Source organism: Faecalibacillus faecis, from assembly GCF_003024675.1.
GTDB lineage: Bacteria > Bacillota_I > Bacilli_A > Erysipelotrichales > Coprobacillaceae > Faecalibacillus > Faecalibacillus faecis.
Map to the genome: position 1 here is coordinate 156,762 of NZ_PYLP01000002.1, position 25,624 is coordinate 182,385.

The 25,624-nt window shown below is 28.4% G+C and carries 31 protein-coding genes and 1 pseudogene; 29 read left to right on the top strand and 3 right to left on the bottom strand.

What is annotated here, in order from left to right; genetic code table 11:
* The first annotated feature begins 277 nt into the window (after positions 1-277).
* The 25 genes and pseudogenes from C7U55_RS02780 to C7U55_RS02885 all read left to right on the top strand — a co-directional run bounded on the left by C7U55_RS02780 (position 278) and on the right by C7U55_RS02885 (position 19,091).
* Positions 278-463 carry a hypothetical protein gene (locus C7U55_RS02780; RefSeq protein WP_048923804.1) on the top strand — a complete coding sequence of 62 codons (186 nt, stop codon included), beginning with the start codon at positions 278-280 and terminating at the stop codon, positions 461-463.
* Complete coding sequence (locus C7U55_RS02785) at positions 460-771, top strand: hypothetical protein (RefSeq protein ID WP_106987248.1); 312 nt, start codon at positions 460-462, stop codon at positions 769-771. Before C7U55_RS02780 ends, C7U55_RS02785 begins: the two co-directional genes overlap by 4 nt.
* 125 nt (positions 772-896) lie before the next feature.
* A pseudogene (locus tag C7U55_RS02790) lies at positions 897-1,708 on the top strand (DUF362 domain-containing protein).
* A gap of 139 nt (positions 1,709-1,847) precedes the next feature.
* Complete coding sequence (locus tag C7U55_RS02795) at positions 1,848-2,972, top strand: aldo/keto reductase (protein WP_106987249.1); 1,125 nt, start codon at positions 1,848-1,850, stop codon at positions 2,970-2,972.
* A 272-nt stretch (positions 2,973-3,244) separates the two neighbouring features.
* Positions 3,245-3,391, top strand: coding sequence for a hypothetical protein (locus C7U55_RS13495; RefSeq protein WP_155522372.1), 147 nt, complete (start codon positions 3,245-3,247; stop codon positions 3,389-3,391).
* Positions 3,392-3,439: 48 nt separating this feature from the next.
* Positions 3,440-3,826 (top strand): hypothetical protein, encoded by a 387-nt coding sequence (locus C7U55_RS02800; RefSeq protein ID WP_106987250.1) that lies wholly within the window; start codon positions 3,440-3,442, stop codon positions 3,824-3,826.
* A gap of 58 nt (positions 3,827-3,884) precedes the next feature.
* Positions 3,885-4,292: a DUF3842 family protein gene (locus tag C7U55_RS02805; protein ID WP_106987251.1), complete on the top strand. Its 408-nt coding sequence runs from the start codon at positions 3,885-3,887 to the stop codon at positions 4,290-4,292.
* A gap of 152 nt (positions 4,293-4,444) precedes the next feature.
* The gene (gene larE / locus C7U55_RS02810; protein ID WP_106987252.1) at positions 4,445-5,248 is read left to right on the top strand and encodes an ATP-dependent sacrificial sulfur transferase LarE; all 804 of its coding nucleotides are present in this window, start codon (positions 4,445-4,447) and stop codon (positions 5,246-5,248) included.
* On the top strand, positions 5,211-5,957 hold the full coding sequence (gene larB / locus C7U55_RS02815) for a nickel pincer cofactor biosynthesis protein LarB (protein WP_048923797.1): 747 nt from the start codon (positions 5,211-5,213) through the stop codon (positions 5,955-5,957). Before larE ends, larB begins: the two co-directional genes overlap by 38 nt.
* Complete coding sequence (gene larC / locus C7U55_RS14080; RefSeq protein ID WP_275666240.1) at positions 5,957-6,745, top strand: nickel pincer cofactor biosynthesis protein LarC; 789 nt, start codon at positions 5,957-5,959, stop codon at positions 6,743-6,745. Before larB ends, larC begins: the two co-directional genes overlap by 1 nt.
* Before the next feature lie 2 nt (positions 6,746-6,747).
* The gene (gene larC2 / locus C7U55_RS14085) at positions 6,748-7,146 is read left to right on the top strand and encodes a nickel pincer cofactor biosynthesis protein LarC2 (RefSeq protein WP_275666241.1); all 399 of its coding nucleotides are present in this window, start codon (positions 6,748-6,750) and stop codon (positions 7,144-7,146) included.
* Between the two features lie 10 nt (positions 7,147-7,156).
* Entirely contained in the window at positions 7,157-7,864 is a 708-nt protein-coding gene (locus tag C7U55_RS02825) for a class I SAM-dependent methyltransferase (protein WP_106987253.1), read from the top strand.
* Positions 7,864-8,802 (top strand): ABC transporter permease, encoded by a 939-nt coding sequence (locus C7U55_RS02830; protein WP_106987254.1) that lies wholly within the window; start codon positions 7,864-7,866, stop codon positions 8,800-8,802. Before C7U55_RS02825 ends, C7U55_RS02830 begins: the two co-directional genes overlap by 1 nt.
* Positions 8,780-9,592 (top strand): ABC transporter permease, encoded by an 813-nt coding sequence (locus C7U55_RS02835; RefSeq protein WP_106987255.1) that lies wholly within the window; start codon positions 8,780-8,782, stop codon positions 9,590-9,592. The genes C7U55_RS02830 and C7U55_RS02835 overlap by 23 nt, the downstream gene beginning before the upstream one ends.
* A complete protein-coding gene (locus C7U55_RS02840) occupies positions 9,589-11,106 on the top strand; it encodes an ABC transporter substrate-binding protein (RefSeq protein WP_106987256.1) in 1,518 nt (505 codons plus the stop codon). The genes C7U55_RS02835 and C7U55_RS02840 overlap by 4 nt, the downstream gene beginning before the upstream one ends.
* Positions 11,103-11,861, top strand: a complete 759-nt coding sequence (locus tag C7U55_RS02845; protein ID WP_106987257.1) for an ATP-binding cassette domain-containing protein — start codon at positions 11,103-11,105, stop codon at positions 11,859-11,861. The genes C7U55_RS02840 and C7U55_RS02845 overlap by 4 nt, the downstream gene beginning before the upstream one ends.
* Positions 11,848-12,576: an ABC transporter ATP-binding protein gene (locus tag C7U55_RS02850; protein ID WP_162297398.1), complete on the top strand. Its 729-nt coding sequence runs from the start codon at positions 11,848-11,850 to the stop codon at positions 12,574-12,576. The genes C7U55_RS02845 and C7U55_RS02850 overlap by 14 nt, the downstream gene beginning before the upstream one ends.
* Positions 12,577-12,676: 100 nt before the next feature.
* Entirely contained in the window at positions 12,677-13,297 is a 621-nt protein-coding gene (locus tag C7U55_RS02855) for a TetR/AcrR family transcriptional regulator (RefSeq protein ID WP_106987259.1), read from the top strand.
* Complete coding sequence (locus tag C7U55_RS02860) at positions 13,297-14,058, top strand: ABC transporter ATP-binding protein (protein ID WP_081918938.1); 762 nt, start codon at positions 13,297-13,299, stop codon at positions 14,056-14,058. The genes C7U55_RS02855 and C7U55_RS02860 overlap by 1 nt, the downstream gene beginning before the upstream one ends.
* A complete protein-coding gene (locus tag C7U55_RS02865; RefSeq protein WP_106987260.1) occupies positions 14,058-15,239 on the top strand; it encodes an ABC transporter permease in 1,182 nt (393 codons plus the stop codon). The genes C7U55_RS02860 and C7U55_RS02865 overlap by 1 nt, the downstream gene beginning before the upstream one ends.
* On the top strand, positions 15,226-16,371 hold the full coding sequence (locus C7U55_RS02870; protein ID WP_106987261.1) for an ABC transporter permease: 1,146 nt from the start codon (positions 15,226-15,228) through the stop codon (positions 16,369-16,371). The genes C7U55_RS02865 and C7U55_RS02870 overlap by 14 nt, the downstream gene beginning before the upstream one ends.
* Positions 16,372-16,375: 4 nt before the next feature.
* A complete protein-coding gene (locus tag C7U55_RS13500; RefSeq protein ID WP_155522373.1) occupies positions 16,376-16,522 on the top strand; it encodes a hypothetical protein in 147 nt (48 codons plus the stop codon).
* Complete coding sequence (locus C7U55_RS02875) at positions 16,501-16,743, top strand: DUF3781 domain-containing protein (protein ID WP_106987262.1); 243 nt, start codon at positions 16,501-16,503, stop codon at positions 16,741-16,743. The genes C7U55_RS13500 and C7U55_RS02875 overlap by 22 nt, the downstream gene beginning before the upstream one ends.
* 558 nt (positions 16,744-17,301) lie before the next feature.
* Entirely contained in the window at positions 17,302-17,745 is a 444-nt protein-coding gene (locus C7U55_RS02880) for a MarR family winged helix-turn-helix transcriptional regulator (protein WP_032089980.1), read from the top strand.
* The gene (locus C7U55_RS02885) at positions 17,745-19,091 is read left to right on the top strand and encodes an MATE family efflux transporter (protein ID WP_106987263.1); all 1,347 of its coding nucleotides are present in this window, start codon (positions 17,745-17,747) and stop codon (positions 19,089-19,091) included. Before C7U55_RS02880 ends, C7U55_RS02885 begins: the two co-directional genes overlap by 1 nt.
* Positions 19,092-19,300: 209 nt before the next feature.
* Here C7U55_RS02885 and C7U55_RS14310 read toward each other — a convergent pair whose 3' ends face one another.
* Together C7U55_RS14310 and C7U55_RS02895 are read right to left on the bottom strand one after the other, a co-directional pair.
* The gene (locus tag C7U55_RS14310; protein ID WP_048923781.1) at positions 19,301-19,582 is read right to left on the bottom strand and encodes a hypothetical protein; all 282 of its coding nucleotides are present in this window, start codon (positions 19,580-19,582) and stop codon (positions 19,301-19,303) included.
* Between the two features lie 188 nt (positions 19,583-19,770).
* Entirely contained in the window at positions 19,771-20,124 is a 354-nt protein-coding gene (locus C7U55_RS02895) for a hypothetical protein (protein ID WP_106987264.1), read from the bottom strand.
* A gap of 115 nt (positions 20,125-20,239) precedes the next feature.
* Between C7U55_RS02895 and C7U55_RS02900 the strand changes: the two genes are divergently transcribed.
* From C7U55_RS02900 to C7U55_RS13725, 3 genes are all read left to right on the top strand, one after another.
* Positions 20,240-21,130, top strand: a complete 891-nt coding sequence (locus C7U55_RS02900; RefSeq protein ID WP_106987265.1) for a hypothetical protein — start codon at positions 20,240-20,242, stop codon at positions 21,128-21,130.
* A 214-nt stretch (positions 21,131-21,344) separates the two neighbouring features.
* A complete protein-coding gene (locus C7U55_RS02905) occupies positions 21,345-23,327 on the top strand; it encodes an AAA domain-containing protein (protein ID WP_204638382.1) in 1,983 nt (660 codons plus the stop codon).
* Positions 23,281-24,003 (top strand): C-terminal helicase domain-containing protein, encoded by a 723-nt coding sequence (locus C7U55_RS13725; RefSeq protein ID WP_204638383.1) that lies wholly within the window; start codon positions 23,281-23,283, stop codon positions 24,001-24,003. Before C7U55_RS02905 ends, C7U55_RS13725 begins: the two co-directional genes overlap by 47 nt.
* A gap of 143 nt (positions 24,004-24,146) precedes the next feature.
* On the opposite strand, the gene C7U55_RS02910 is transcribed toward C7U55_RS13725, so the two are convergent.
* Entirely contained in the window at positions 24,147-25,106 is a 960-nt protein-coding gene (locus C7U55_RS02910; protein ID WP_106987266.1) for an HNH endonuclease domain-containing protein, read from the bottom strand.
* 279 nt (positions 25,107-25,385) lie between these two features.
* On the opposite strand from C7U55_RS02910, the gene C7U55_RS14165 reads away from it, so the two are divergent.
* Positions 25,386-25,604, top strand: coding sequence for a beta/alpha barrel domain-containing protein (locus C7U55_RS14165; protein WP_204638384.1), 219 nt, complete (start codon positions 25,386-25,388; stop codon positions 25,602-25,604).
* Positions 25,605-25,624 lie beyond the last annotated feature (20 nt).

Consider the following 25,624-nt stretch of genomic DNA (forward strand, 5'->3'; position numbering starts at 1 on the left):
TTAACAAATCTCACTAATTCATTGTATAAACTCCTAAACACAAAGTGTTTCCGTAACTGTTATTTCTTTATCTAGTATACAACCAAAGACAAAATTTTTCTTTACTTCATTAAAATATGTATTTATATTGCCTTTTTCCTTTATAAAAAATAATAAAGAAAATATTAAGATAAATAATATCTCTTTCTAATCATTTTTATAAGTTTTACTTATAAATAGACATTGTTTTAAAAGAAATATTAGGATAAAATAATAAAAATTATAAGGAGTAAATAAGATGAAAAACTACATGTTTAAACAATTGGATAAACAAGATGCAAAAGCAATGTTTCAACTCATTCTTGAAAGAATAGATTGGTTCGAACAAAAAAGGATACAACAATGGAAAAAAGGGGATTATGAAATTATTTATCCATTAGAATATTATGAAAAAGAAAGCAAAAAGGACATCTCTATGGATTGATTGATCAAGAAACGAATCAACTTGTATGTGGAGCTGTTTTATTAGAAGAAGATGCGCGTTGGAAAGATCAAGCAAATGCGTATTATATTCATAATTTGGCTTCTAATCCTTATCAAAAAGGAACAGGAAAATTATTCTTTTCTTATTTAGAAAGTTTCACTAAAGAAAAAGGAAAAGAATATTTAAGATTAGATTCTTTACGCGGAAATGAAACTTTGGAAGATTATTATTCAATGCTTGGTTTTGTAGAAAAAGGGACATGTGTTGATAGAAATTATCATGGTATTTTAAGAGAACGAAAACTTTAAAAAATATTAAAAATCCTCTTGACTCTAAACTCAACTTTAGGTTTATAGTTTGTTTGAAAGGAGGATTACTTATGAAATCAAAAGTTTATTTTACAAGAATAATAACACCTGAAAAGGTTTTAGAAATGTATGAAGTATTAGGAAAAAAATTAATAGGAAAGATTGCTGTTAAACTTCATTCAGGGGAAGAAGGAAATCAAAACTTTTTAAAACCTGATTTTTGGAGAGCAATTATTGATAAGTTAAATGGAACAGTTGTGGAGTGTAATACAGCTTATGAAGGATCTAGAAATACAACTGAAAAACATTTAAAAACAATTGAAAAACATGGATGGTCTAAATATTTTGAAGTAGATTTAATGGATGCTGAAGGTCCTGATATGATTCTAGATATTCCTGAAGGAAAAGTGATTCAAAAAAACTATGTTGGAAAAGATATGAAAAACTATGATGGAATGATTGTTTTATCTCATTTTAAAGGACATCCAATGGGTGGTTATGGGGCGCTTTAAAACAACTTTCAATTGGTTGTGCCTCATCTTATGGAAAAGCTTATATTCATGGGGCAGGAGAACCTGAAAAGATTTGGACAGCTGATCATGATTTGTTTTTAGAATCAATGGCGGATGCAGCTAAGTCAGTTCATGAATATTTTAAAGGAAACATTGTTTATATCAATGTTATGAAAAATATGTCTGTTGATTGCGATTGTTGTGCAGTGGCAGAAGATCCATGTATGGATGATATTGGTATTTTAATTTCAACGGATCCAATCGCTATTGATCAAGCATGTATTGATTTAGTTTATGCTAATGATAAGGGAAGAGACCATTTAATTGAAAGAATTGAATCTCGTCATGGTATTCATACCATTGAAGCAGCCTCAGCACTTGGATATGGTTCAAGAGAATATGAACTTATTGAAATAGATGATTAATCTGTTCCATGCTTAAAAGACATAGTGTGCTATTTAAAAGAGGCATTTGCCTCAATTATACAAGAATGATAAAATAATAAAAGGTAAGAATACTTACTTGAAGGCTAATTTAAGGAAAATAAATAGGAGGAAAAAGGAAATGAGTCAAAAGAAATTAGGTTTTGGTTTAATGCGTTTACCATCATTAGATCCAAACGATGCTTCAAAAATCGATATTGAACAAACAAAAAAGATGGTTGACACATTTATCGAAAAAGGTTTTACATATTTTGATACTGCATGGATGTATTGTGGATTTGCAAGTGAAAATGCAGCAAAAGAAGCACTTGTATCACGTTACCCAAGAGATGCTTATACACTTGCAACAAAATTACATTCAGGTTTTATTAAAACAAAAGAAGATCGTGATCATATCTTTAATGAACAACTTTCAAAAACAGGTGTAGAATATTTTGATTATTATTTATTACATGATATTAATACACATAGTATTGAAGTTTATAATGAATTAGATTGCTTTAACTGGATACAAGATAAAAAAGCAAAAGGTTTAGTTAAAACTATTGGTTTTTCTTATCATGATGGTCCTGAATTGCTTGATCAAGTTCTAACAGAACACCCAGAATTTGAATTTGTACAATTACAAATCAACTATCTTGATTGGGACAGTGTTGGTGTTCAATCAAGAAAATGTTATGAAGTAGCTACAAAACATCATAAACCTGTTATCGTTATGGAACCTGTAAAAGGTGGAACACTTGCGAAAGTACCAGAAAAAGTTGAAAAGATGTTTAAAGAATATCATCCGGATATGTCAATTCCTTCTTGGGCTATTCGTTTTGCAGCAAGTCAAGAAAACGTTATGATGGTTTTAAGTGGTATGTCTAATATGGAACAATTAGAAGATAACTTAGGTTATATGGAAAATTTTAAACCATTAAATGAAGAAGAATATGCTTTAATTAAAAAAGCAGTTACTGCCATTAATTCAACAATTACTGTCCCATGTACAGGATGTGCTTATTGCGTTGATGGTTGTCCTATGAATATTGCCATTCCAAAATACTTTTCATTATATAATGCAGATTTACAAGAAGTAGAAGAAAAAGGATGGACACCACAAGGAGAATACTACAACAACTTAACAAAAACCTTTGGTAAAGCAAGTGATTGTGTTGAATGTGGTCAATGTGAAGGAGTATGCCCACAACATTTATCAATTATTCAATACTTGAAAGATGTTGCAGGTCATTTTGAAAAATAACGGAATATAGAAAATTGCTACATAGAAATGAAGAAATAAATATTATTAGTTTAGGGGGAGATTCTTTAGAATAAGTAAGTCAAGAAGTAATCAAATTTACTTACAAATTCATTTTGGTGTTGAATATTCATCAGAAGAGTATGGTTGGACAACGAATTTAAAACCTATTATGGTGCTTTAGATTATATATTAGATTAAAAAAAGCAACTATTCATCATATTGATTTATCATCACATTCGCTAAAACTTGTTCATCAAGTTTTAGATATTGACATGTTTAGTATTGATTCAGCTTATGATTTGAAGTTTGAAGACTTCGCCATTGATGAATTTGATGAACGTATGGATTTATATCGTTGTCTAAAAAAAGAAGGCGTAGGTATTACTGTAATGAAAGCCTTTTGTGGAGGAAAACTTTGAGAAGAAGATGAGTCACCATTTCATTAAGCCTTGACAGAAACTCAATATATGCAGTATGCTTTAGATAAACTGTCTATTTTAACAGTTTTGCCAGGAATTAGAAATGATGATTTAACACGTACTCTTCATTATTTAGAAGTATCTGATGTAGAAAAAGATTATTCAATTTTAAGAATATTTCCAATATTAGAAAATTGTAATCAATTTGTTTATTATAAACATTGTCATCCTTGTTCAAAAGGGTTAGACACTACCTTGATTAATAAATATTATGATCTTGCTCGTTTAAAAGATGAACTTGCTGCAGATCATTATCATCATTTAGCTTTAAAAGCAAGTGATTGCATTGTTTGTCACCATTGTGATAAACGATGTCCATTTCATGTTCAACAAAGTGAACATATGCAAGAAATTACTGATTATTTTCATGAATAAGATATAGAGATACGAAATCGAAAATAAACAAGAAGTTTATTATATATCAGGAGGAAAAATGGAAATTGTTGTTATTGATGGACAAGGGGGCGGAATTGGAAAAAATATTATACAAGTTTTAAAAGAAAAACATCCAGAATATACCATCATTGGTATTGGAACCAATAGTATGGCAACAACACAGCTAAAAAAAGGTGGTGCTGATATTATTGCAACGGGGGAAAATGCTGTTGTTTATAATGTTAAACATGCCTCTATTGTTGTTGGTCCGATTGGAGTTGCTTTTGCAAATTCAATGTATGGTGAAATTACACCAGCTATGGCAAATGCTATTGGAGAAAGTGAAGCGCGTAAATATTTTATTCCTGTTTCTAAATGCAGTGCTCAAGTTGTAGGTGTTGCATCTAAATCAATATCTGAATATATTGATGACCTTGTCGTTATGATTGAAAGATTAGAAAAATAGAGGATATCGTATACATGAAGTATCGATTATAGTTGAAACTATAAACTGCTTATGTATACGATATTTTTTTAAGTAAAATAATAAATATAACTTTTTTCAATATTAAATGAAGCCTTTAAGTAGAAGTCATAGAGGAGTTTAGGGGGATTTATATGAATAAATTAGAATTATTACAAGAAGAATTAAGAAATTATGGAAAAGTTGCGATTGCTTATAGTGGGGGTGTTGATTCCAACTTTTTATTCCATGTAGCTCTTGAAACATTAGGAAAAGAAAATGTTTTACCTGTTTTATGTCGAGGAGCAATGATGTCAAAAGAAGATATTGAAGGTGCTCTTGAACAATTAAAAGATTCAAATCATGTGGTTTTATCAGTCAATCCATTAGACGTAGAAGCTTTTCATTTTAATCATAAAGATCGTTGTTATCATTGTAAAAGAAGCATTATGTCAAAAGTTATTGGCGTTGCTAAAGAACATGACTTTACTTATGTTTTAGATGGGAAAAATAAAGATGATGAAAAAGTGTATCGACCAGGATTAAAAGCTTGTGAAGAATTAGGTATTATTTCTCCTTTAGCGAACAATAATTTAGTAAAACAAGAAATTAGAGATTATTCTAAACAGCTTGGTATTGCTACTTATAATAAACCATCCAATGCCTGTCTGGCTTCTCGTTTTGACTACAATACAGACCTTACTTTAGAAAAATTAAAACTTGTTGAAACAGGTGAAAAATATTTACATGATTTAGGAATGCTTCATGTACGTTTAAGAGTACATGGAGATGTGGCACGTCTTGAAGTAGAACCAGAAGATTTTATGAAAATAATTGAAAATAAAGAATTGATTCAAAATATTAAAAATCTTGGATTTAGATTTGTAACACTTGATTTAGAAGGAATTAGAAGTGGGGGTTATGATATTGAAAACATTAGAAATTCTACAAAAGGTTAAAAATAATGAACTAACAATTGAACAAGCTCAAAAAATGATTGAACAACCCTTAGATTATGCAACGATTGATTATAATCGAAAAAAGAGAACAGGAAATAATGAAGTAATCTATGGGGCTGGAAAAACCAAGGAACAAATCATTGGGATTGTAAAAGACATGTTGGACCATGATATTCATTCTATTTTAATTACACGTGTTGACCAAGAAAAAAGTGAAGCTATCTTAAAAGAATTTCCACAAATGATTTATGATTCTTTATCGCACATTTGTTATATTGATGAAGAACAAAAAGAAATCAATAAAGGAAAAATTGTTGTTGTTTGTGCTGGAACATCAGATTTACCGGTTGCTCGTGAAGCTATGCTTACAGCTCAATTTTTAGGTAACGAAGTTGAACTCATCAGTGATGTGGGTGTTGCTGGTATTCATCGTTTGTTTCATCGTTTAGATACTATTCAAAGGGCAAATGTTTTAGTTGTTTGTGCAGGAATGGAAGGGGCCCTCGCTTCCGTTGTTGGAGGACTTGTTGATAAACCAGTTATTGCCGTACCAACATCCATTGGGTATGGCGCTAACTTTGATGGATTGTCTGCTCTTCTTGCCATGCTTAATAGCTGTGCTAGTGGGGTTAGTGTTGTCAATATTGATAATGGATTTGGGGCAGGATTTATGGCTCATACCATTAATTGTTTAGGAGGAAAGAAATAGTGAAAGTATTATATTTTGATTGTAGTAGTGGAATCAGTGGAAATATGACTTTAGGAGCGTTATCTGAATTGATTGATGATCCTCATTATTTAGTTAATGAATTAAAAAAATTACATGTAGATGGGTATCATATCCATATTTCTAAAGAAAAGAAAAATGGTATTACAGGAACTTATGTTGATGTTCATTTAGAACACGAACATCATCATGAGCATGAACATGAACATTTACACCATGAACACGTTCATCACCATGAACATCGTAATTTATTCGATGTTAATAAAATTATTGATGAAAGTGAAATTGATGAAAAAGCGAAAGATCTTGCTAAACGTATCTTTTTAAGAGTTGCTAAAGCTGAAAGTAAAGTTCATAATGAAAGTTTAGAAAATGTTCATTTTCATGAAGTAGGAGCAATTGACTCTATTGTTGATATTATAGGAACAGCGATTTTATTATGTAAAATCAATCCAGATGTTATTTATAGTAGTGTCGTTAATGATGGATATGGATTTATTGAATGTGCTCATGGAGTGATTTCTGTTCCTGTACCTGCAACGTCTGAAATCTTTGCAGCAAGTAATGCTATCACACGACAAATTGATGTAGATACAGAACTTGTAACACCAACAGGTGCCGCAATTATTGCAGAAATTGCGAGTGAATTTACCGCAATGCCTGCAATGAATGTTCAAAAAGTAGGGTGGGGAACAGGTACAAAAGATTTAGTGATCCCAAATGTTTTAAAAGTTTCTTTTGGAGAAATTAAAAAAAAAACGAAATTATAGTCATGGAAACGAATATTGATGATTGTAGTGGAGAAATGCTTGGTTTTGTAATGGAACAGCTTTTAGATAAAGGTGCATTAGATGTTTTCTTTACGTCTATTTTTATGAAAAAAAATAGACCAGCTTATCGCTTGACAGTCGTTTGTAATGGAGAAAAGATGGATCTTTTACAAAAAGTGATTTTTACGCAAACAACAACTATTGGTATTCGTTATCGTAAGGAACAAAGAACTGTTTTAAAAAGACAAATTAAAGAAATTGAAACACCTCTTGGAAAACTTCAAGTAAAAGAAGTAGAAATTGATGGTGAAAAAAGATGTTATCCAGAATATGAAAGTGCTAAAAAATTAGCGTTAAAACATCAATGTTCTTTACAAGAAATATATCATCTTGTTAAATAAAGGAGAATTTATGACAAGTCAGTTAAATAAAATTGAAGATTATTGGAATCAACGTTCTTTTGGTTATTCTTTGGATAACCAAGAAGAACTTTTACATGATCAAGAAAAATGGATAGAATTAATAAATCGTTATCTAAAAATAAATAAAGGAATGAAAGTGTTAGATTTAGGGTGTGGCCCAGGATTTTTTTCTGTTATGCTTACAAATTTAGGATGCCAAGTTATTGGCATTGATTATAGTGATAAGATGTTAGAAGAGGCTAGAAACAATGCACGCAAGTTTAAGGCAAATGTTGAGTTTCAGAAGATGGATGTTCAAGATTTAGCTTTTCAAGATGAAATTTTTGATTTGATTATCACACGTAATGTAACATGGAATTTAGAAAAGCCTGTACAAGCCTATCAAGAGATGGTTAGAGTTTTAAAAAAACAAGGACATCTTTTAAATATTGATGGCAATCATTATTATCATTATCAAGATCAAGATTATAATAGAGCTGGTCATAGTGATCATCAACATATGGAAGGTATTGATGTTTCTATTATTGATAATATTGCTAAAGAATTAAAGTTATCTTATGTTTTACGACCTCAATATGATATAGAAATTCTAAAAGAAATCGGTTTTCAACAAATTGGAAGTGAAATACTTTCAAAAGAAAAAACAAAGGAAGGAAAAGAATTGATTCGTCAATTCTTAATACATGCGATTAAATAATGAAAAGAATTTTATCATTATTTTCAGTTCTTTTCTTGGTGACACTTGTTACCTTTATTATGACAGATTTGGCACCAAGTGATAGTGCTGAAATGTATTATTTATCTAAAGGAATTACACCTAGCGAGGAAGTTTTAAATGAAACACGACATGAAATGGGTCTCGATAAAAATATTGTTGTTCGCTATGTTGACTGGTTGAATGATTTTGTTCATGGTGATTTAGGTTATTCTTATCATTATGGACAAGATGTGAATCAACAAATGTTATCAAAGTTACCAAATACTTTAAAATTAGCGATATTTTCATTTGTTGTTGTTTTAGCTTTTTCGATTCCTTTAGGAATTTATAGTGCTACTCATCGTCATAGTTTGATTAATTCTATTTTAAAAAATATCGCTTTTTTAGGTTTATCTTTACCTAATTTTTGGTTAGCACTTCTTTTAATTCTGCTTTTTTCAGTAAAGATTCAATTGTTTCCTGTTATTAGTGGAAGTAGTTTAAAAGGTCTTGTTTTACCTGTTTGTTGTTTAAGTTTTCCGCTGATTTGTTCTTATACAAGAATGATTCAAAATGCTATTTTAGAACAATTAAATCAAGATTATGTTATTGGACTCAAAGCACGAGGAATGAAACAATCAGAAATTTTACTAAAACATGTTTTACCTCATGTTTTTACGACACTTTCTTCTTTATTAGGTCTTTCTATTGGACATTTACTTGGTGGAACAGCAATTATTGAAACGATTTTTTCATATCAAGGTTTAGGTAACATGGTTGTAGAAGCTATTCGTTATCGTGATTATCCAATTATTCAAGCTTATGCAATTTATATGGCATTGATCTATGTTTTTGTTAATCTATTTGTTGATATTTTTCAACAAGTATTAAATCCACGATTAAGGAGGCGTTTCAATGAAAAGAAAGTTAAAAATTGAAATTGGTCTTGCTGTTTTGTTATTACTTATTGCTCTATTTGGTTCTTTTTTAGCGCCTTATGATCCTTTAAAAGTCAATTATGATTTTTCCTTACAACCACCAGGTTTATTACATATTTTTGGTACAGATAAATTAGGAAGAGATGTATTGAGTCGTATTCTTTGTGGAGCTAAAACTTCTTTTGGTTTGACTTTTTTGTTGTTATTTTTAATTGTTTTTATTGGAATGATTATTGGCTTAATTGCAGGATTGTCTAATGATAAAGCAGAATCTTTTTTTAATAATATAATTAATGGTTTACTTGCTTTTCCTGATACTATTTTTACCATTACAATAGTAGGAATAGTTGGAGCTGGCCTTTTTAATACAGTGTTTGCTTTAGCACTTATTTGGTGGACAAAATATGCAAGATTGACTCTTGCTCTTGTTAAACAAGAAAAGAAAAAGAGTTATTTAGTGATATCTAAAATGTCGGGTGTCCCACCACTTCAAAGAATCATTCGTTATTTATTACCAAATATTTTATCACAAATACTTGTAACAGCTTTTTTAGATATTGGAAATATGATGATTTCACTTGCAGGTTTAAGCTTTTTAGGACTTGCCAGTCAACCACCGCAACCAGAATGGGGAGCGATGCTTTATGAAAGTAAACAATTTATGCAAGTGGCTCCATGGATGATGTTTTTTCCAGGACTTGTTTTATTTATTTGTGTGCTTATTTTTAATTTATTATCAGAAGATATAAGGGATTATTTGGATCCTAAACATTATGAGGAAAAATTATGAAAAAAATAAAATTATTGCTTTGTTTATTTATGTTAACAACTTTATGTGGATGTTCTAATTCAAACAAAAATGAATCAAGTAAAACACTTAATGCTGCCATGTTTTGGATTTCAACGTCTTTAGATCCAACAAATAATTATGATGGATGGGTTTTAAGTCGTATTGGGGTAGGAGAAACATTGTTAAAACTTAATGAAAAATATGAGGTGGAACCAAGTCTGGCAAAATCCTATGAACAAATTGATGATACAACTTGGAAATTGACTTTAAAAGATCATATCACTTTTTCAAATGGTAACAAAGTTACAGGAGAAAATGTAAAGGCATGTTTAGAAAGAGCTTTTGAAAAAAACACAAGAGCAATCGATTATTTTGATTTAAATCATGTTGAAGCTGACAAACAAGATGTTTATCTTTATTTAAATAAATCAAGTGGAGCAATCTTAAATAATCTTTGTGAACCACTTTTTACTATTTATGATGCAAGTCAAAGTGAAGAAGATATTGCTAAACACCCTCTTTGTACTGGACCTTTTGTAGTGGATGATTTTGTTTCAGAAAAAACAATTGATACAAGTAAAAATAAAAAATATTACGATGGTAAAGCAAAACTTGACCATGTTCATTTTAGTCAAGTGGCAGATTCTGATGCACGTGTTTTAGCGTTACAATCGGGTGAAGTTGATCTTGCAAATACGATTGATTATTCAAGTTTAAAATTATTTAGAAATAATAAAGATTATCAGGTTTTAGAAGTTTTAGGGCCACGTACAAATGTCATTTATATGAATAATGAAACAACATTTTTAAGTGATTTAACGATTAGAAAAGCTTTATCTTATAGTGTAGATCGTAAAAGTATTGTTAAATTGATTGGAGGAAAAGAAGCAACTGGGCTTTATTCAAGTGCTTTACCCTATGGAAATGTTTCTAATGGCTATAGCCTTGATTTAAAAGAAGCCAATCGTCTTTTAGATGAAGCAGGTTATGTTGATACCAATAAGGATGGTATTAGAGAAAAGGATGGACAAGAAATTATTTTAAATTATTATGAAAGTGCGGATCATGGATCGGCAGATGCAAATATTATTGCGCAATCTATGCAAAGCGAAGCTAAAAAAATAGGTATTAAAATCAAACTTAATCAAGTTGAAAATGCGAATGATATTAAAGCAGCAGGAACTTTTGATCTATGTTCAGCTAATGATTCAAGTGCACCTACAGGCGATCCAGAAACCTTTATTCAGCAACGTTATTTATCAACGGGTTCAAGTAATACAGGGCGTTATAAAAACGTAAACCTTGACAATTTGATTCAACAATTTTCCACAATTTATGATTTAAAACAAAGACAACAACTTGCTATTCAGGCAAGTGAAATGATTTTAGATGATGCTGCCAATATTTATGTTTCTTATGTTCCTTTAAATACGGTTACTTCTTCTAAGGTCAAAGGAGCTATTTGTCATCCGGTTGACTATTATATGATTACAAAGGATATTGATCTTAAATGAGTATATTAAATTATCAAAATTTAACATTGACTTACAATGAACAAGAGATTTTACATCATATAGATTTAATAATTCCTAGAAATCAAATTACGGTTATTGTCGGTCAAAGTGGTAGTGGAAAATCAACATTACTTAAAGCAACAATAGGATTGTTAAGTGATGATGCAAAAATTACAGAGGGAAAAATTTTATTTAAAGAAGATAATTTATTAAAAAAGAATTTAGATGGTTATAGGGGAAAGAAAATAGGCGTGATTTTTCAAAATCCTCTCACTTATTTTGATGATTATCAAAATATTGAAGAACACTTCTATGAAAGTTTGCATACACATTTTAAATATTCAAAAAAACAATCACGTAAAATAGCTATTCATTATTTAAAACAAATGGGGTTAGAAGAAACTATTTTAAACAAGTATCCTTTTGAATTATCAGGAGGAATGGCTCAAAGAGTGATGATTGCATTAGTGTTGTGTTTACAACCTTCGCTTGTTTTAGCGGATGAACCGACAAGCAGTTTAGATGTCGTTATTCAAAAACAAATTTTAGATTATCTTTTAAATCTAAAAAAACAAACAACCTTTGTGTTTGTAACACATAACATTCAAGTGGCACGTTATATTGCAGATCAAATTGTTGTCATTAAAGAAGGGATGATTGTAGAAAAAGGGAATGTAGAGACTATTTTTAATGCGCCTAAGCATCCCTATACAAAGTCACTATTACGAAAGGAAAAGAATAATGCGCCTATTTGAAGCTAAAAATCTTACAAAGAAATACGATAAGACTGTTTTAGATCATCTTGATTTTAGTATCAATGAAGGTGAGGTTGTTGGTGTTATTGGTGTTAGTGGGTGTGGAAAAAGTACCCTTGCAAGACTTGTTTCAGGTATTGAAAAACCCTCTTCAGGTTCTTTATTATATCAAGGAAAACCAGTTGATTTTAAAAAGGGACGTAAAGATATACAACTTATTCTTCAAAATTCAATTGAAAGTTTTTCACCAAGAATGAAAATCAGAGTTTTTTTGTATGAACCTTATCATTATTTTTATCATCTTCATAAAAATGAAGCTTTAGATTGTATAAAAAAAATCTTAAAACAAGTAGGAATGGATGAAAGTTGTTTAGAAAAATATCCCCATGAACTAAGTGGGGGACAATTACAAAGAATAGCTATTGCGCGAGCTTTGATTATTCACCCACGATTACTTATTTGTGATGAAATTACCAGCAGCTTAGATCATGTTGTACAAAGAGAAATTATTGAACTCTTAAAAAAGTTTGTTGAAAAGAATCATATCTCTATTCTTTTCATTAGTCATGATCTTTCATTGGTTCATGAGTTTTGTCATCAAGTTCTTGTTTTAAATAATGGAAAAATCATAGAAAAAGGAACAATACAACAATTATATAAAAGTGAAAATGAAGTTGTACAAAATTTATTAAAAGCAGCTTACTTAAATAGTTAGGATATTTTGAAATATCCTTTTTTCTTTACAATGATAAGAAGATATTGTTATAATTATAACAAGAGTTATATATAACGTGAGTTATAGAAAGGAGGCTTTTATGCCGGCAAAAAGAAAAATACAAAAAGAAGATATTTTAAAAGCAAGTATTTCAATTATTAGCCATGAAGGACTAAATGCTTTAAATGCCAGAAAGCTTGCAAAGAAATTAGGCTGTTCAACACAACCACTTTTTTATATTTATGAAAATATGGATGATTTAAAAAAAGATGTGATTGATGAAATTGTAAAGATTTTTGATCGTGAAGTTTTGAAAAGTGAAACAGGTCAATTAGAATACAGAGATATTGGAATCAACTATATTCGCTTTGCCAAAGAAGAACCAGAATTATTTAAGCTTATGTTTAATAATGATATGAATGAAGAAGCTTTTGATTTTATTAATTTGTTTCATTCTACCAATAAAATATTTGAAACGATTTCTAAACAAACGGGTATGTCAAATGAAAATGCTAAACAATTTCATTTAAGAATGTGGTTGTATGTTAATGGGATTGCGAGTTTAGTAGCACATCAAACTGTTGAATTTAATGATGAAGAAATTGTAGATTTGTTGAAGGATCAATATGTTTCAATGCTTCTTTATGAAGTAAAAAAAGGAAATGTAAAAGAAGAAATTTTGGTACAACTTGCTATAAAGAATAGGGAAGGAAAAGAATGATGGAAAAAGTAATAGAGGTTTCACATCTTACAAAAGAGTATAAAAATTTAAAAGCAATTGATGATTTATCCTTTAATGTTTATCAAGGAGAAATTTTAGGATTATTAGGACCTAATGGTTGTGGAAAAAGTACAACTATTAACTCTATTTTATCATTACTTAAATATCAAGAAGGATTTATTAAGGTTTTTGGTAAAGAAATGAAACCTGATTCTTATGATTTAAAAGCAAAAATAGGGGTTATTTTTCAAGAAGTTGCTGTTTTTGATGAATTGAATGTTTATGATAATATCAATTATTTTTGTGGTTTATATATTCGAGATAAAAAACAAAGAAAACAATATGTTGACGATGCAATTAACTTAGTAGGATTAAATGATTTTAAAAAGTTCTTACCTAAACAACTTTCCGGAGGTTTACTTCGAAGATTGAACATTGCCTGTGGTATTGCTCATAAGCCTAAACTGATCTTTTTAGATGAACCAACTGTTGCAGTTGATCCACAAAGCCGTAATCATATTTTAGATGGTATAAAAAAATTAAGAGATCAAGGGGCTACAATTGTTTATACAACACATTATATGGAAGAAGTAGAAATACTTTGTGATCGTATTATTATTTTAGATAAAGGAAAGATCATTGCTCAAGGAACAAGTGATGAATTAAAGAAAGAAGCAAATATTGAGGAAAAGATTGAACGTGTAGGTCCAACTCTTAATGACGTTTTCCTAAAATTAACAGGAAAGGAATTGAGGGATTGATGTTTATTCATAATCTAAAGTATACAGTTAAAATACTTTTTAAAAATAAAGTTCTTATTTTTTGGATGTTTGTTTTTCCTATTATTTTAGGTGTTTTCTTTCACATGGCTTTTGAAAATATTGAAAAAGACGAAGCTTTACAAGTTTTTGATATTGCAGTTATTGACAATAAGGAATATCAAAACCAAACAATTTATCAAGAAACCTTTAAAGAGCTTTCTAATAAAAAAAATAAGGATCAGTTATTTCATATTCATTTTGTAAATAAAAAAGAGGCTAAACAGCTTTTAGAAGATAATGAAATAGAAGGATATGTTCTCTTTAATAAACAAGAACCACAAATTGTGATTAAAGAAAATGGTATGGAACAAACAATCTTGCAATTTGTTATGGATGAAATTAAACAAAATAAGAGGATGATAGAAGATTTAACAAAGAAACAAATTGAAGATGAAATACAGCAAGGAAACTATAATTTTAATGTTCAACAAATTGTACATGATATTCTTCAAAAGCTCAATAACCAAGAAGTATCTTTAAAAGACACATCAAGTAGTCATTTAAGTTATATGCAAATTGAATATTATACATTAATTGCCATGGCCTGTATGTATGGTGGAATGTTAGGTTTAACAGCTATTAATAATCAATTGGCGAATATGTCCGCTAAAGGGAAAAGAGTTTCTGTTTCACCAAATAAAAAAGGAATACTTGTCTTATCTTCAGCACTGGGTTCTTATTTAGTAAGCCTTGTTGGTTTAGCAATCCTTTTAATCTTTTTAAATTTTAGTTTAAATGTTGAATTTGGTAGTCAATGGCTTTATATAATCATTCTTTCTTTAGTTGGTGATTTAGCAGGTATTTCGATGGGAATATTTATTGCTTCTGTTTTTAGAGTTTCTGAACAAGCAAAAACAGGAATTAATATTGCGATTTCTATGTTTTTCTCGGTTCTGTCTGGAATGATGGGTGTTACTTTAAAATATGTTATTGATAAAAATATACCTATTGTTAATCTTATCAATCCTAATAATTTGATTACTGATGGTTTTTATGCTTTATATTATTACAATACATTTAATCGATATATCAGAGATATTTGTTGTTTAGGAGTATTTATTATTGTATGTTTATTTATTTCTTTTAGGACTTTAAGGAGGGAACAATATGATTATATTTAGTACCGTTTTTAAAATCTTAAATAAATTAAAAGGAAACTTAATTCTTTATACAGTGATCTTACTTGCAATTACATTATTTAATACAACTTCTGGTAATATGAATCATTATGAGGCAACAAAACCAGATATTTTGATTGTAAATAAGGATCAAAACAATGAAATAACCAAAGGATTTGTTTCGTATTTAAAAGAACAAGCGACATTAAAAGATATCGACATCAATGATCAAGAAAAAGTAGACGATGCCTTATTTTATCGTGATGTAAGTTATGTTGTGTATATTCCTGAAAACTTTGGTGATGATCTTGTAAATGATAAAAATCCAACGATTGAATATAAATCAAATGGTAATGAAAATGCATCTTTTACCCAAATGTTAATTGAAAAATATATAAAGACAGTAAATCTTTATAAAGAGCATTATCAAGGTAAAGCTTTAAATCAAAAAGTCAAACAAGTGATTAACCAAAAAACAAAAGTAAAACTCAACACATCCTTAGATATTTCTAAATTGAATCAAGTAAATGTTTATTTTAATTTCTTAAACTATGCCTTACTTGCTGGGGGAGTTTACTGTATGACAATGATTCTTGCAAGTTTAAATCAAGAGGGTGTACGAAAAAGAACAATTACGAGCAGTTTTTCATATCGTAAATATAATTGGATTGTTTTTGCTTCCTTAGGTCTTGCTTCTTTTATTGTATGGTTAGCCTATATGATTATTAGTTTTATCTTATTTAAAGAAATTATGTTAAGTGGGAATGGGATTGCTTATATTTTAAATTCATTTGTTTTTTCAATATGTAGTTTGGCCGTAGGATTCTTAATTGGAACTATTACCCATAATAAGCAAGCTATTGGAGGTATTGTCAATGTTGTTGCTTTAGGAACATCGTTTCTTTGTGGATGCTTTGTGCCAATATCATTTATGCCAAGTTATGTTTTAAAAATTGCTCATATTTTACCAACGTATTATTTTGTACAAAATAATGAACTTATTAAAACATTAGAATATTTTAAATTAGAAACATTACAACCAATAATTATTAATGGTATTATTGTTTTAGGATTTACCTTAAGCTTTGTTTTGATTACCTTAATGATTAATAAAAGAAAACAAAAGATAGGGTGAGTGTATGAAAGAATTTTTATTAATTGTTGTCATTGTTATTTTAATGAATACAAAGAAACAAATATCAAAAGATCATTATTTAAGTTTAGGTATGTTAATGGCCTATTTTAAAAAGGACAAGTCATCAAGATGGATAAGAATGAATTATTAATGAATATTTATAAAATTCATACAACACATTTAGTTATATCAAGAATTAAAAGAAATTTAGGAATTGAAGAAGATGTTGTAGAATTTTGTAAGAATAAAGTTTTAGATAAAAAGAGTTTGATATACCGTAAAGGGAAAAATTGGTATATTGAAAATGGTGCTATAAAAATAACAATTAATGCTTCAAGCTATACCATTATTACGGCACATATAATAAAATAGATTTTCACAAGTTGTGCACATTATGCACATTTTATTCACATTGAAATTAAAATATAAAGTTAGGTTATCATCATTTTGATATAGGACAATCATATGGTAATGAAAAAGGTATAGACAAAGATATCCGTAAACATGTCAAGTAACCAAAGAAAGTATAGTTCAAACCATTGAAACAACGGGACTTGGTTATTTAGATAGGATGATTATTCATAGAGCTTAACCTTAGGAGAAAGTCAATCCAAGCAATGATCGTTATCTAGAAGGAAATAAAATTGCTTGTAAAGTTTTAGAAGATGTTTATAAGGAAGGTAAGTTAAAAGCAATTTGTGAAATTTTATATTAAGAATTTCGTGTAGAACACATGGATTTTATTGCTGGTCCAGCTACTAATACTTCTATTTTAGATGAAGATTTAAAAGTGATGTTATTTGGGTTTGCTATAGAGTATAACGATTAAAAGATATTGACAATTTGTTAGTATCTTTTTTCTTGACAATCTTTTTTATAATTATATAATTACCAATGATAATTACCATCGGTAATTAATAGGAGAGATTAATGAAAAGTGAAAAAGTAAAAGAAATGTTAGATAGCTGTTACATGGCTAAAAGGATTTTAGATATGTTGCCTAAACTTCCTGAAGGAGTTTTACCATCCTATGTACGTTATTTAGAAACGATTATCGAACTTGAAGAAAAAAATCAAAAAGTGAAGGTTTCAGATGTGAGTGAAGTTTTAAATCTTCCTCGTCCGGGAGTTACACGTACAATTCATGCAATGGAAGAAAAAGGATATTTAAAAAAAGAAACAGCTAAACATGATGGACGTGTCACTTATGTAACCGTTACAAAAGAAGGAAAAATGATTTTTGAAAAATACAATAAAGATTATTTTCAAAAATTAGCCTTGTGTTTGAATCATGTTTCTAACGATGAAGCAGATTGTATGATTCAAACTATTGAAAAGTTTTATGAAGTTATGTGTGAAGGGAGAGAAAAATAATGGATCACTCTAAATCAGATTTTACGCAGGGAAGTATTTTAAAAAAATTATCATTATTTATGATTCCCGTTTTAGGAGCGCTTATTTTACAAGCGGCCTATGGAGCGGTTGATTTACTTGTTGTTGGAAGATTTGGAACAACAGCAGGACTTTCAGCAGTTTCTACAGGAAGTCAAGTTTTAAACTTGATAACATTTGTGGTAACACAATTTGCGATGGGAATTACAGTTTTAATTGCAAGATATATTGGTGAAAAGAAAATGAATTCGATTGGTGCTTTAATAGGAGGAGCAACGGTAGTTTTTGCAATTATTTCTGCAATCATATTTGTAGTTATGATTACGTTAGCATCACCAATTTCAACTTTGATGCAAGCACCTCAAGAAGCACTTGGTTTAACTGCTACTTATGTGAGAATTTGTGGGGCAGGTATTTTCTTTATTGTTGCTTATAATCTATTATCAGCAATCTTTAGAGGGTTAGGAGATAGTAAATCACCTCTTTTATTTGTGGCAGTTGCCTGTGTTATTAATATTATTGGTGATTTAGTTCTTGTTGCAGGATTACACTTAGATGCAGCAGGAGCCGCCATGGCCACTGTCTTTGCCCAAGCAATCAGTGTTGTGTTTGCTTTAATGTTATTATTTAAAAGAAAATTACCATTTGAAATTACAAAGCATGATTTTGAAATCAATCCACATTGTGTTCGAGCTTTAAAAATTGGGTTACCATTAGCACTTCAAGAATGTTTAACACAAATTTCATTTTTAGCTTTATGTGCTTTTATTAACCGTTTAGGATTAGAAGCATCATCCGGTTATGGTGTTGCTTGTAAAATCGTTAACTTTGCCATGTTAGTACCAAGTTCATTAATGCAATCAATGGCTTCTTTTGTTGCCCAAAATGTGGGTGCTGGTGATGAAAAAAGAGCAAAACATGCAATGTTTACAGGAATGGGTATTGGCTTAATAATTGGTGTTGTTGTCTTTGTCTTAGTTTTATTTAAAGGAGATTTACTTACAAGTATTTTTACAACAGAAAAAGCCGTTATTTTACAAGGTTATGCTTATTTAAAAGGATTTGCTATAGAAACAATTGTAACAGCAATATTATTTAGTATGGTTGGTTATTTTAACGGTCATTATCAAACGGTATGGGTCATGGTACAAGGACTTATTCAAACACTTCTTGTACGTTTACCACTTTCTTACTATATGTCAATTCAACCACATGCAAATTTAACAAATATTGGTTTAGCTGCACCAATTGCGACAATTGTTGGTATTATACTAAATGTATGTTTCTATATCTATTTAAGTAAAAAAATGAAAAAAGAAAATGCTTAGGAAGTGTGAAAAACACTTCTTTTTTTAATAAGAAGAATTTTTTGTGTTGGAGCTACTGTTGCCATTGCTGTTGCAATTGAAGAAGCTGTAAATATTGATGAATATTTTATTGCTCTATCTTTACAATTACACTGAAAATTAATGGATTTTCAGTGTAATTGTAAAACACCTGTTATAAGTATATTAGATGAAAAAATGCTGAATACGTTTTAATCAGCATTATTTTTATTTATAAAATTTTCCATTAAAAAATCTTTAAATTGTTTTTTATGTACATCATTATTCGAAATTTGAATACGTCCACCAAAACCGATGATCCATGAAAAAAATGTACTATTTATAATGTGTCTTACTTGGACACAATAAAGATTTTCATTTATTTTTTTAGGATGAATATCTTTACCAAATTTATCAATCATATTGGAATAGACATTTGGTGTAAATTCAAGTTCAATAACTTCAATTTTCCCTTCACCATACATGTACGTCATATTATTGAGCTTCTTTTCAAATGAGTTTAATTGATAATCATCAAATTTTACATCACTATCTTTAACGATCTCAACATTTTTTACATAGTCTAAACGATATTGAATGCATGTATTTTGATCTTTTGCACCTTGGCATAAAAGATAATATTCATTGTTAGAAAAGACAGTATCGATAGGAGCTAACTCGGTTATTTTATTTTTTCATTAAAGATTAAAGAAGGTTTTTGATAGTCAAAGCGAATTTTTTTCTTTTCTTTGATAGCTTTGGCCTCCATTAAGTCTAGATTTGGATTTTCATAATAAAAGTAATTATTTCTTCCTTCTTTATAAGTTTTAATGATTGTATCTTCATAATAATTATTATAGTTTTCTACAAATTTTTTTACGATTCTAAAATCTATTTTAAAATCATAGCCTTTATCATAAATCAAATCTTGAATTTGATTAATCGTGATTGGATTTTTTTCATCACTATTTTTAATAATTAAATCAATCACAGATATGTATTTAATATAAGAATCACTGTCTTTGTTTCTATTCATTTAAATCACCTCGTATCAATATCATAAATGAAAACATAAGTTAATACCTGCTTATATAAGACGGTATTGGCTTTTTTATCATTATATAATAGATTCAAAGAAAAGGGGGATTTGCATGTTAAAAAGAATCATAAATAAAATCAAATATCATTTGATTAAAGAAATTGTTTTAGTAGATAGTGAAAATATTGGTTATCAAATACCAGAAGAAATACCAAAGCATACATTAGTTTATCTTTTTATTAGTGATCCGTATATTGATGAGAAGATAAAGGATTATAAAAATAATAAACATATAAAACTTATCAATATTTCAAATATCAGAAAAGAATGTATAACAAAAAATATTATGGATTTTTGTATTGTTGTAGAACTTACAAATTTACTTTCTTATGTTTCAAAGAAAACAAGAATTGTCATTTGTTCAAAAGATAGAGGATACGATGCAAGTATTTTATATTTAAAAGAAAAAGATCCAAAACATTCAGTTTCAAGACATCCTGGATCATTTTGTTATTACTATAATGAAGGAAATGAAGATTATCTTTCTATTATGTCAAAGGTAGATGATTCTTTAAGAAAGAAAATATTAAGTTATACATGTATGGATTCTTTGAAATATTCTCTAAGTAAAAATGAAAAGAAATTATTTGTTGTAGAAGAATATATTAATACAATTGGTATGGTTAAAACATTTATTGAATTTGATATTTATCAAATGAGTTATGAACTTTATTATTCTGGAACACATGTTGGATCTTTTGAAAATAAAGAGGATGCTTTATATGAATATCACCAATGTATTGAAAAACTTCATCATATTTATGATAAATATGAATCTCATGAAAGGTTTTTAAAATCAAGACATTTTCACATTAGACATTATATTGAAGAAGCATCAATGCAAAATCTACCATTAGAAGAAGGTTTAATTAATCATTTAGGAAAGGAACAAGGACATTCTGTTTATAAAGAATATGTTAGTTTAAAAGTTAGGAGGTGGTAATTATGTGGACAATATTTAAATTATTTTTTACATCATCATTTTACCATTAAGAGCAATTTGGTGTTTGTTGATGTCACTGTTTGGAATGTATAAGAAATAAAATGCAAAGATTTAATCTAGCAATATGAGACAATTACTTAATAAAGAAAATGAATTTAAAAATTTCTTTTAATAAGGTATGATGTATTTAATAATAGTTAAAGCGGTGATAAAGATGAATACAACAAAATACATGATCATTATAAAAGGTGAAATAAAAACAAGAGATATCAAATTTTTGGAACAAGATGATGCAAGTCACAAAATGAATGTTACGTTTAATAATAGAAAAACATATTCTTATATTTTGGATAATGTTGAATTTCTAGAGAATCCTAAGTTTCTTGATCCAAGAAAATATCATTTAAGTAAGGATGGGAAAAATTTTTTTAGTGTAGAAGCAATTTATGAATTTGTAGGAAAAGATGCAACTTATATTCATGTTTGTTTCAAAAATAATGTGGAAAGAGATTATTATAAAAGTCAATTAGATATTCAAGAATCCTACTTAAATAAAAAAGATGCAGCAAATGTATTTGATTATATTAAAGAAACATCAAAATTAAGTAATTTAAAAAATGAAAGTAATGGGGAACAATTGTTACCTAAAAAGTTTAAAAAAATTTCATTTCTTAGAAGTGATGTTGCACTTACCAAATATCTTAATCCAAAATCATTAAAAGAAAGTATTGATGGAGAATACATGCCTATTTTCCCATTTGGCTGTAATAATAGTCAATATGTTGCAGTTAAGCGAGCTATGGAAAATCAAATAAGCGTGATACAAGGTCCACCTGGCACTGGAAAAACGCAAACAATTTTAAATATTATTGCTAATATATTAATTCAAGGAAAAACTGTTCAAGTTGTTTCTAACAATAATTCCGCAACTGAAAATGTTTTTGAAAAACTCTCATCGTCAAAATATAATTTGGGATTTATTGTCGCAACGTTAGGGAAAAGTGATAATAAAACAAATTTTATTAATAATCAAAAAACAAATTACCCAGATTTTACGTCATGGAAAAGTGATGACATTCAAGATGATTTTATGCAACAGGTTCAAGAAAATTCAAAGAAATTAAAAACAGTATTTGATAAACAAGAAAGATTGGCACAATTAAATCAAGAACTGAATCGTCTTAAAATAGAACGAAAGTATTTTAATGAATATTTAAATGAAACAAATGTAACTGTGGATTATACAAAATATAAAAGAAGTATGAAGTCGAATAAATGGATGAAGTTATGGCAAGAATGTCAAAGTATTTCAGAAGTAAATAAGGATATTAATTTCTTTTTTAAACTTAAATTCTTTTTTAAATATGGTTTATACAATTTTAGTATTTATTCATTAGAAATATCTCAAATTATAACAACTTTCCAAGCTTTTTATTATGAAACAAGAGAAAATGAAGTCTTAAAAGAATTGAATGACATTACAGCATATTTAAATAATACAAGTAATCATTTATTAGATAATTTAACAAATGATTCGATGAAATTCTTAAAAAATTATCTGGCAAACAAGTACGAAAAAAATACTTACAGGCAGTTATTTACATCAGAAGATTTCTTGAAAAATCCTTATGATATATTAAATGAATATCCGGTAATATTAAGTACAACATTTTCCTCAAGAGATAGTTTGAATGATAATGTCGTTTATGATTATGTAATTATGGATGAAGCTTCACAAGTTGATATTGCTACTGGAGCACTTGCTATGTCCTGTGCTAAAAATATGGTCATTGTTGGGGATACAAATCAATTACCAAATGTTGTAGATAAACATACTGAAATACGAGCAGATGCGATATTTAATCAATACAATTTAAGCAAAGGATATCGATTTACAAACAGTTTTTTACAATCTGTTTTAGAAGTTATGCCAAATGTGACACAAACGATGTTAAGAGAACACTATCGTTGCCATCCTAAAATAATTGAGTTCTGTAATCAAAAGTTTTATCGAGGCAATTTGATTATTATGACAGAAGATCATGGCGAAAAAGATGTTTTAAAAGTAATTAAAACAGTAAAAGGAAATCATTCTCGAAATCATTTTAGTCAAAGACAAATTGATATTATAAAAAATGAAATCATACCAAATGATATTACAAATAAGAAAGAAACGGGTATCATATGCACCATATAATAACCAAGTTCAGTCTTTGAAAGAACAAATAGATGGCATTGAACAAGCAACAGTACATAAATTTCAAGGAAAAGAAAAGGATACTATTATTATTTCTACTGTCGAAGATGAAATAACTGATTTTGTTGATGATCCGTATTTGCTCAATGTTGCTGTTTCAAGAGCAAAGAAAAAATTGATATTGGTTGTTACTGGAAATGAACAAAATAAAGAAAGAAATATAATGGATTTAATAGATTACATTCAATATAATAATTTTGAAGTTGTAGAGAGTAATGTTTATTCTATTTTTGATTATTTATATAAACAATACACAAAAGAAAGAAAGTTATTTTTGAACAAAAATAACAGAAAATTAGAATATGATTCAGAAAACCTAATGTATACTTTATTAGAAGAAATATTAAAAAATGATGATTATAAAATGTTAGATTTTGTGTGCCATTTTCCTGTCAATATGCTTATAAAAAATCCTTATTTATTAAATGATGATGAGTGCTTATATGCTATGAATCCAGCAACGCATGTTGATTTTCTTGTTTATAATAGGATAAGCAAAAGAGCAATTCTCGCTATTGAAGTAGATGGCTATGCTTTTCATCAGAAGGAAACAGCACAAGCAAAGAGATATTTGCTAAAAATCATATTTTTGAACTTTATTATATTCCTTTATTAAGATTTTCTACAACAGGTAGTGGGGAAAGAGAAAAAATTATTAATATGCTAAATAAAATCTTAAATATAGGTGATTTAAAATAACAAGATGTACTTTTTATTTTAAAAAAAGTGATATTCAAAAAAGAAGACAAATTGATGTTACTAGATTTTCATAGCTAAATAAAACTTATCAACATAATCATTTTCTATAGCTAAAAGTAATTCATCTTTATACTTGTTATCGTTAATTAATTTAACTAGTCGAGCATTCCTTTCTTTTAAACTCTCTATTACACCTTGAGAAGGAATGATATTTGATTTTGATGAATTATTTGATTTGCTTGTTAAAACTAAGTTCCAAATATCATTACTGTACATGAAAGACCACGGAATGACATGATCAACAGAAATATCATTTTCTTGTAATACTTTTCCAGTATAAAAATCAATTGCTTGATAGTTATTGCTTTTTAAAAGAATATTTTTATATTTTGTTAAACTGCTTCTTTTAATAGTATTATCAGAAATACCTTTTACTTTAGAAGCAATTCTTGGAGAATGATTAAATTTTTCAAGAAGTTGAGCCCATTTAAAATTAATAAGTTGAGATAAAACAAAACTATATTCTTTAAGCGATAGTACTTGTTGTTTAGTAAAAGAAATAAACATGCAATTTTTATCTAAATAATAAAGATCATATTCTTTTTTATTTGCTAATTTAAATCTCCAAGAAACATCATTTTTTAATGTTTTAGCACTGTCGTTTATAATTTTACGATATTGTTTTTCATGTTTTAAAATAGTCTCAGCTTTATCAAACCAAACAGGAACATGAGTACGTTGAATAGATTCATATAGATCAATTAGAAGCTTGACATTTTGAACTAAAACGGGAATTTTCTTTTTGTTTGGACTTTGATCAAGATGAAAGAAATAGGTTTGATTCCAATAATATTTAATCATCTTTTTTGCAATATGCTGAAATGTAAAAGTTACTTGTTCATCTAATTGATTTGTTTCAAAACATAGTTCAATAATAGCTCTTCCCCATGCAAGTTTATATGTATTATCATTATTCATATTTTCTATAATTTCTAACCACTGTTTGATATAGCTGTTCATTTTATTTCTCCAAATATTTAATATTATTTCTTTATAAATTTTAACATAAAGAAAATAGATTTAAAAATTAATTTCTCTATATTTTGTTTGATAGCACTTTTGCATAATGCTATGATTAAGAGAAAAAAAGCAAATGCTTAGGAGGAAAAAGAAATATTTGATAAATTATTTGAACCAATATAGATTCGTGGCATGAAATTAAAAAATCGTGTTGTGATGTCTGCGATAGGTACGCATGAAAGTGTGAAAAGTGAAGGCAGATAAAGTGTTATAGATAAGTTGATTGTTTATCATGTAGCACGTGCTAAGGGTGGTAATGGTTTAAATATGGGTGAGGTTATTGCTGTTGATAAAGCAAGTGCACATTTTGGGTTTTTATTTATAGCTGAAGATAAGTATATTAATGGCTTAAAAAAATTAAATGATGTAGTACATGATGCTGGTGATAAAACATGTATTCAACTTTTGCAAGGAGGTTTAGCTATTGATTTAGATTAAAAAGCAAAAATTCTAGTTCA

What these genes read in the sequence shown, in the direction of transcription:
- larE (WP_106987252.1), top strand. Translation starts at nt 4,445, where the DNA reads ATGAATAAATTAGAATTATTACAAGAAGAATTAAGAAATTATGGAAAA.
- C7U55_RS02865 (WP_106987260.1), top strand. Translation starts at nt 14,058, where the DNA reads ATGTTTATTCATAATCTAAAGTATACAGTTAAAATACTTTTTAAAAAT.
- C7U55_RS02800 (WP_106987250.1), top strand. Translation starts at nt 3,440, where the DNA reads ATGCAGTATGCTTTAGATAAACTGTCTATTTTAACAGTTTTGCCAGGA.
- C7U55_RS13500 (WP_155522373.1), top strand. Translation starts at nt 16,376, where the DNA reads ATGAAAGAATTTTTATTAATTGTTGTCATTGTTATTTTAATGAATACA.
- C7U55_RS02805 (WP_106987251.1), top strand. Translation starts at nt 3,885, where the DNA reads ATGGAAATTGTTGTTATTGATGGACAAGGGGGCGGAATTGGAAAAAAT.
- C7U55_RS02870 (WP_106987261.1), top strand. Translation starts at nt 15,226, where the DNA reads ATGATTATATTTAGTACCGTTTTTAAAATCTTAAATAAATTAAAAGGA.
- C7U55_RS02835 (WP_106987255.1), top strand. Translation starts at nt 8,780, where the DNA reads ATGAAAAGAAAGTTAAAAATTGAAATTGGTCTTGCTGTTTTGTTATTA.
- C7U55_RS02900 (WP_106987265.1), top strand. Translation starts at nt 20,240, where the DNA reads ATGTTAAAAAGAATCATAAATAAAATCAAATATCATTTGATTAAAGAA.
- C7U55_RS14310 (WP_048923781.1), bottom strand. Translation starts at nt 19,582, where the DNA reads ATGACGTACATGTATGGTGAAGGGAAAATTGAAGTTATTGAACTTGAA.
- larC2 (WP_275666241.1), top strand. Translation starts at nt 6,748, where the DNA reads ATGGAAACGAATATTGATGATTGTAGTGGAGAAATGCTTGGTTTTGTA.
- larB (WP_048923797.1), top strand. Translation starts at nt 5,211, where the DNA reads ATGATATTGAAAACATTAGAAATTCTACAAAAGGTTAAAAATAATGAA.
- C7U55_RS13495 (WP_155522372.1), top strand. Translation starts at nt 3,245, where the DNA reads ATGTTTAGTATTGATTCAGCTTATGATTTGAAGTTTGAAGACTTCGCC.
- C7U55_RS02875 (WP_106987262.1), top strand. Translation starts at nt 16,501, where the DNA reads ATGGATAAGAATGAATTATTAATGAATATTTATAAAATTCATACAACA.
- C7U55_RS02910 (WP_106987266.1), bottom strand. Translation starts at nt 25,106, where the DNA reads ATGAACAGCTATATCAAACAGTGGTTAGAAATTATAGAAAATATGAAT.
- C7U55_RS02855 (WP_106987259.1), top strand. Translation starts at nt 12,677, where the DNA reads ATGCCGGCAAAAAGAAAAATACAAAAAGAAGATATTTTAAAAGCAAGT.
- C7U55_RS02895 (WP_106987264.1), bottom strand. Translation starts at nt 20,124, where the DNA reads ATGAATAGAAACAAAGACAGTGATTCTTATATTAAATACATATCTGTG.
- C7U55_RS02885 (WP_106987263.1), top strand. Translation starts at nt 17,745, where the DNA reads ATGGATCACTCTAAATCAGATTTTACGCAGGGAAGTATTTTAAAAAAA.
- C7U55_RS02880 (WP_032089980.1), top strand. Translation starts at nt 17,302, where the DNA reads ATGAAAAGTGAAAAAGTAAAAGAAATGTTAGATAGCTGTTACATGGCT.
- C7U55_RS02860 (WP_081918938.1), top strand. Translation starts at nt 13,297, where the DNA reads ATGGAAAAAGTAATAGAGGTTTCACATCTTACAAAAGAGTATAAAAAT.
- C7U55_RS02850 (WP_162297398.1), top strand. Translation starts at nt 11,848, where the DNA reads ATGCGCCTATTTGAAGCTAAAAATCTTACAAAGAAATACGATAAGACT.
- C7U55_RS02795 (WP_106987249.1), top strand. Translation starts at nt 1,848, where the DNA reads ATGAGTCAAAAGAAATTAGGTTTTGGTTTAATGCGTTTACCATCATTA.
- C7U55_RS02825 (WP_106987253.1), top strand. Translation starts at nt 7,157, where the DNA reads ATGACAAGTCAGTTAAATAAAATTGAAGATTATTGGAATCAACGTTCT.
- C7U55_RS02905 (WP_204638382.1), top strand. Translation starts at nt 21,345, where the DNA reads ATGAATACAACAAAATACATGATCATTATAAAAGGTGAAATAAAAACA.
- C7U55_RS02830 (WP_106987254.1), top strand. Translation starts at nt 7,864, where the DNA reads ATGAAAAGAATTTTATCATTATTTTCAGTTCTTTTCTTGGTGACACTT.
- C7U55_RS02840 (WP_106987256.1), top strand. Translation starts at nt 9,589, where the DNA reads ATGAAAAAAATAAAATTATTGCTTTGTTTATTTATGTTAACAACTTTA.
- C7U55_RS02845 (WP_106987257.1), top strand. Translation starts at nt 11,103, where the DNA reads ATGAGTATATTAAATTATCAAAATTTAACATTGACTTACAATGAACAA.
- C7U55_RS13725 (WP_204638383.1), top strand. Translation starts at nt 23,281, where the DNA reads ATGATATTACAAATAAGAAAGAAACGGGTATCATATGCACCATATAAT.
- C7U55_RS02780 (WP_048923804.1), top strand. Translation starts at nt 278, where the DNA reads ATGAAAAACTACATGTTTAAACAATTGGATAAACAAGATGCAAAAGCA.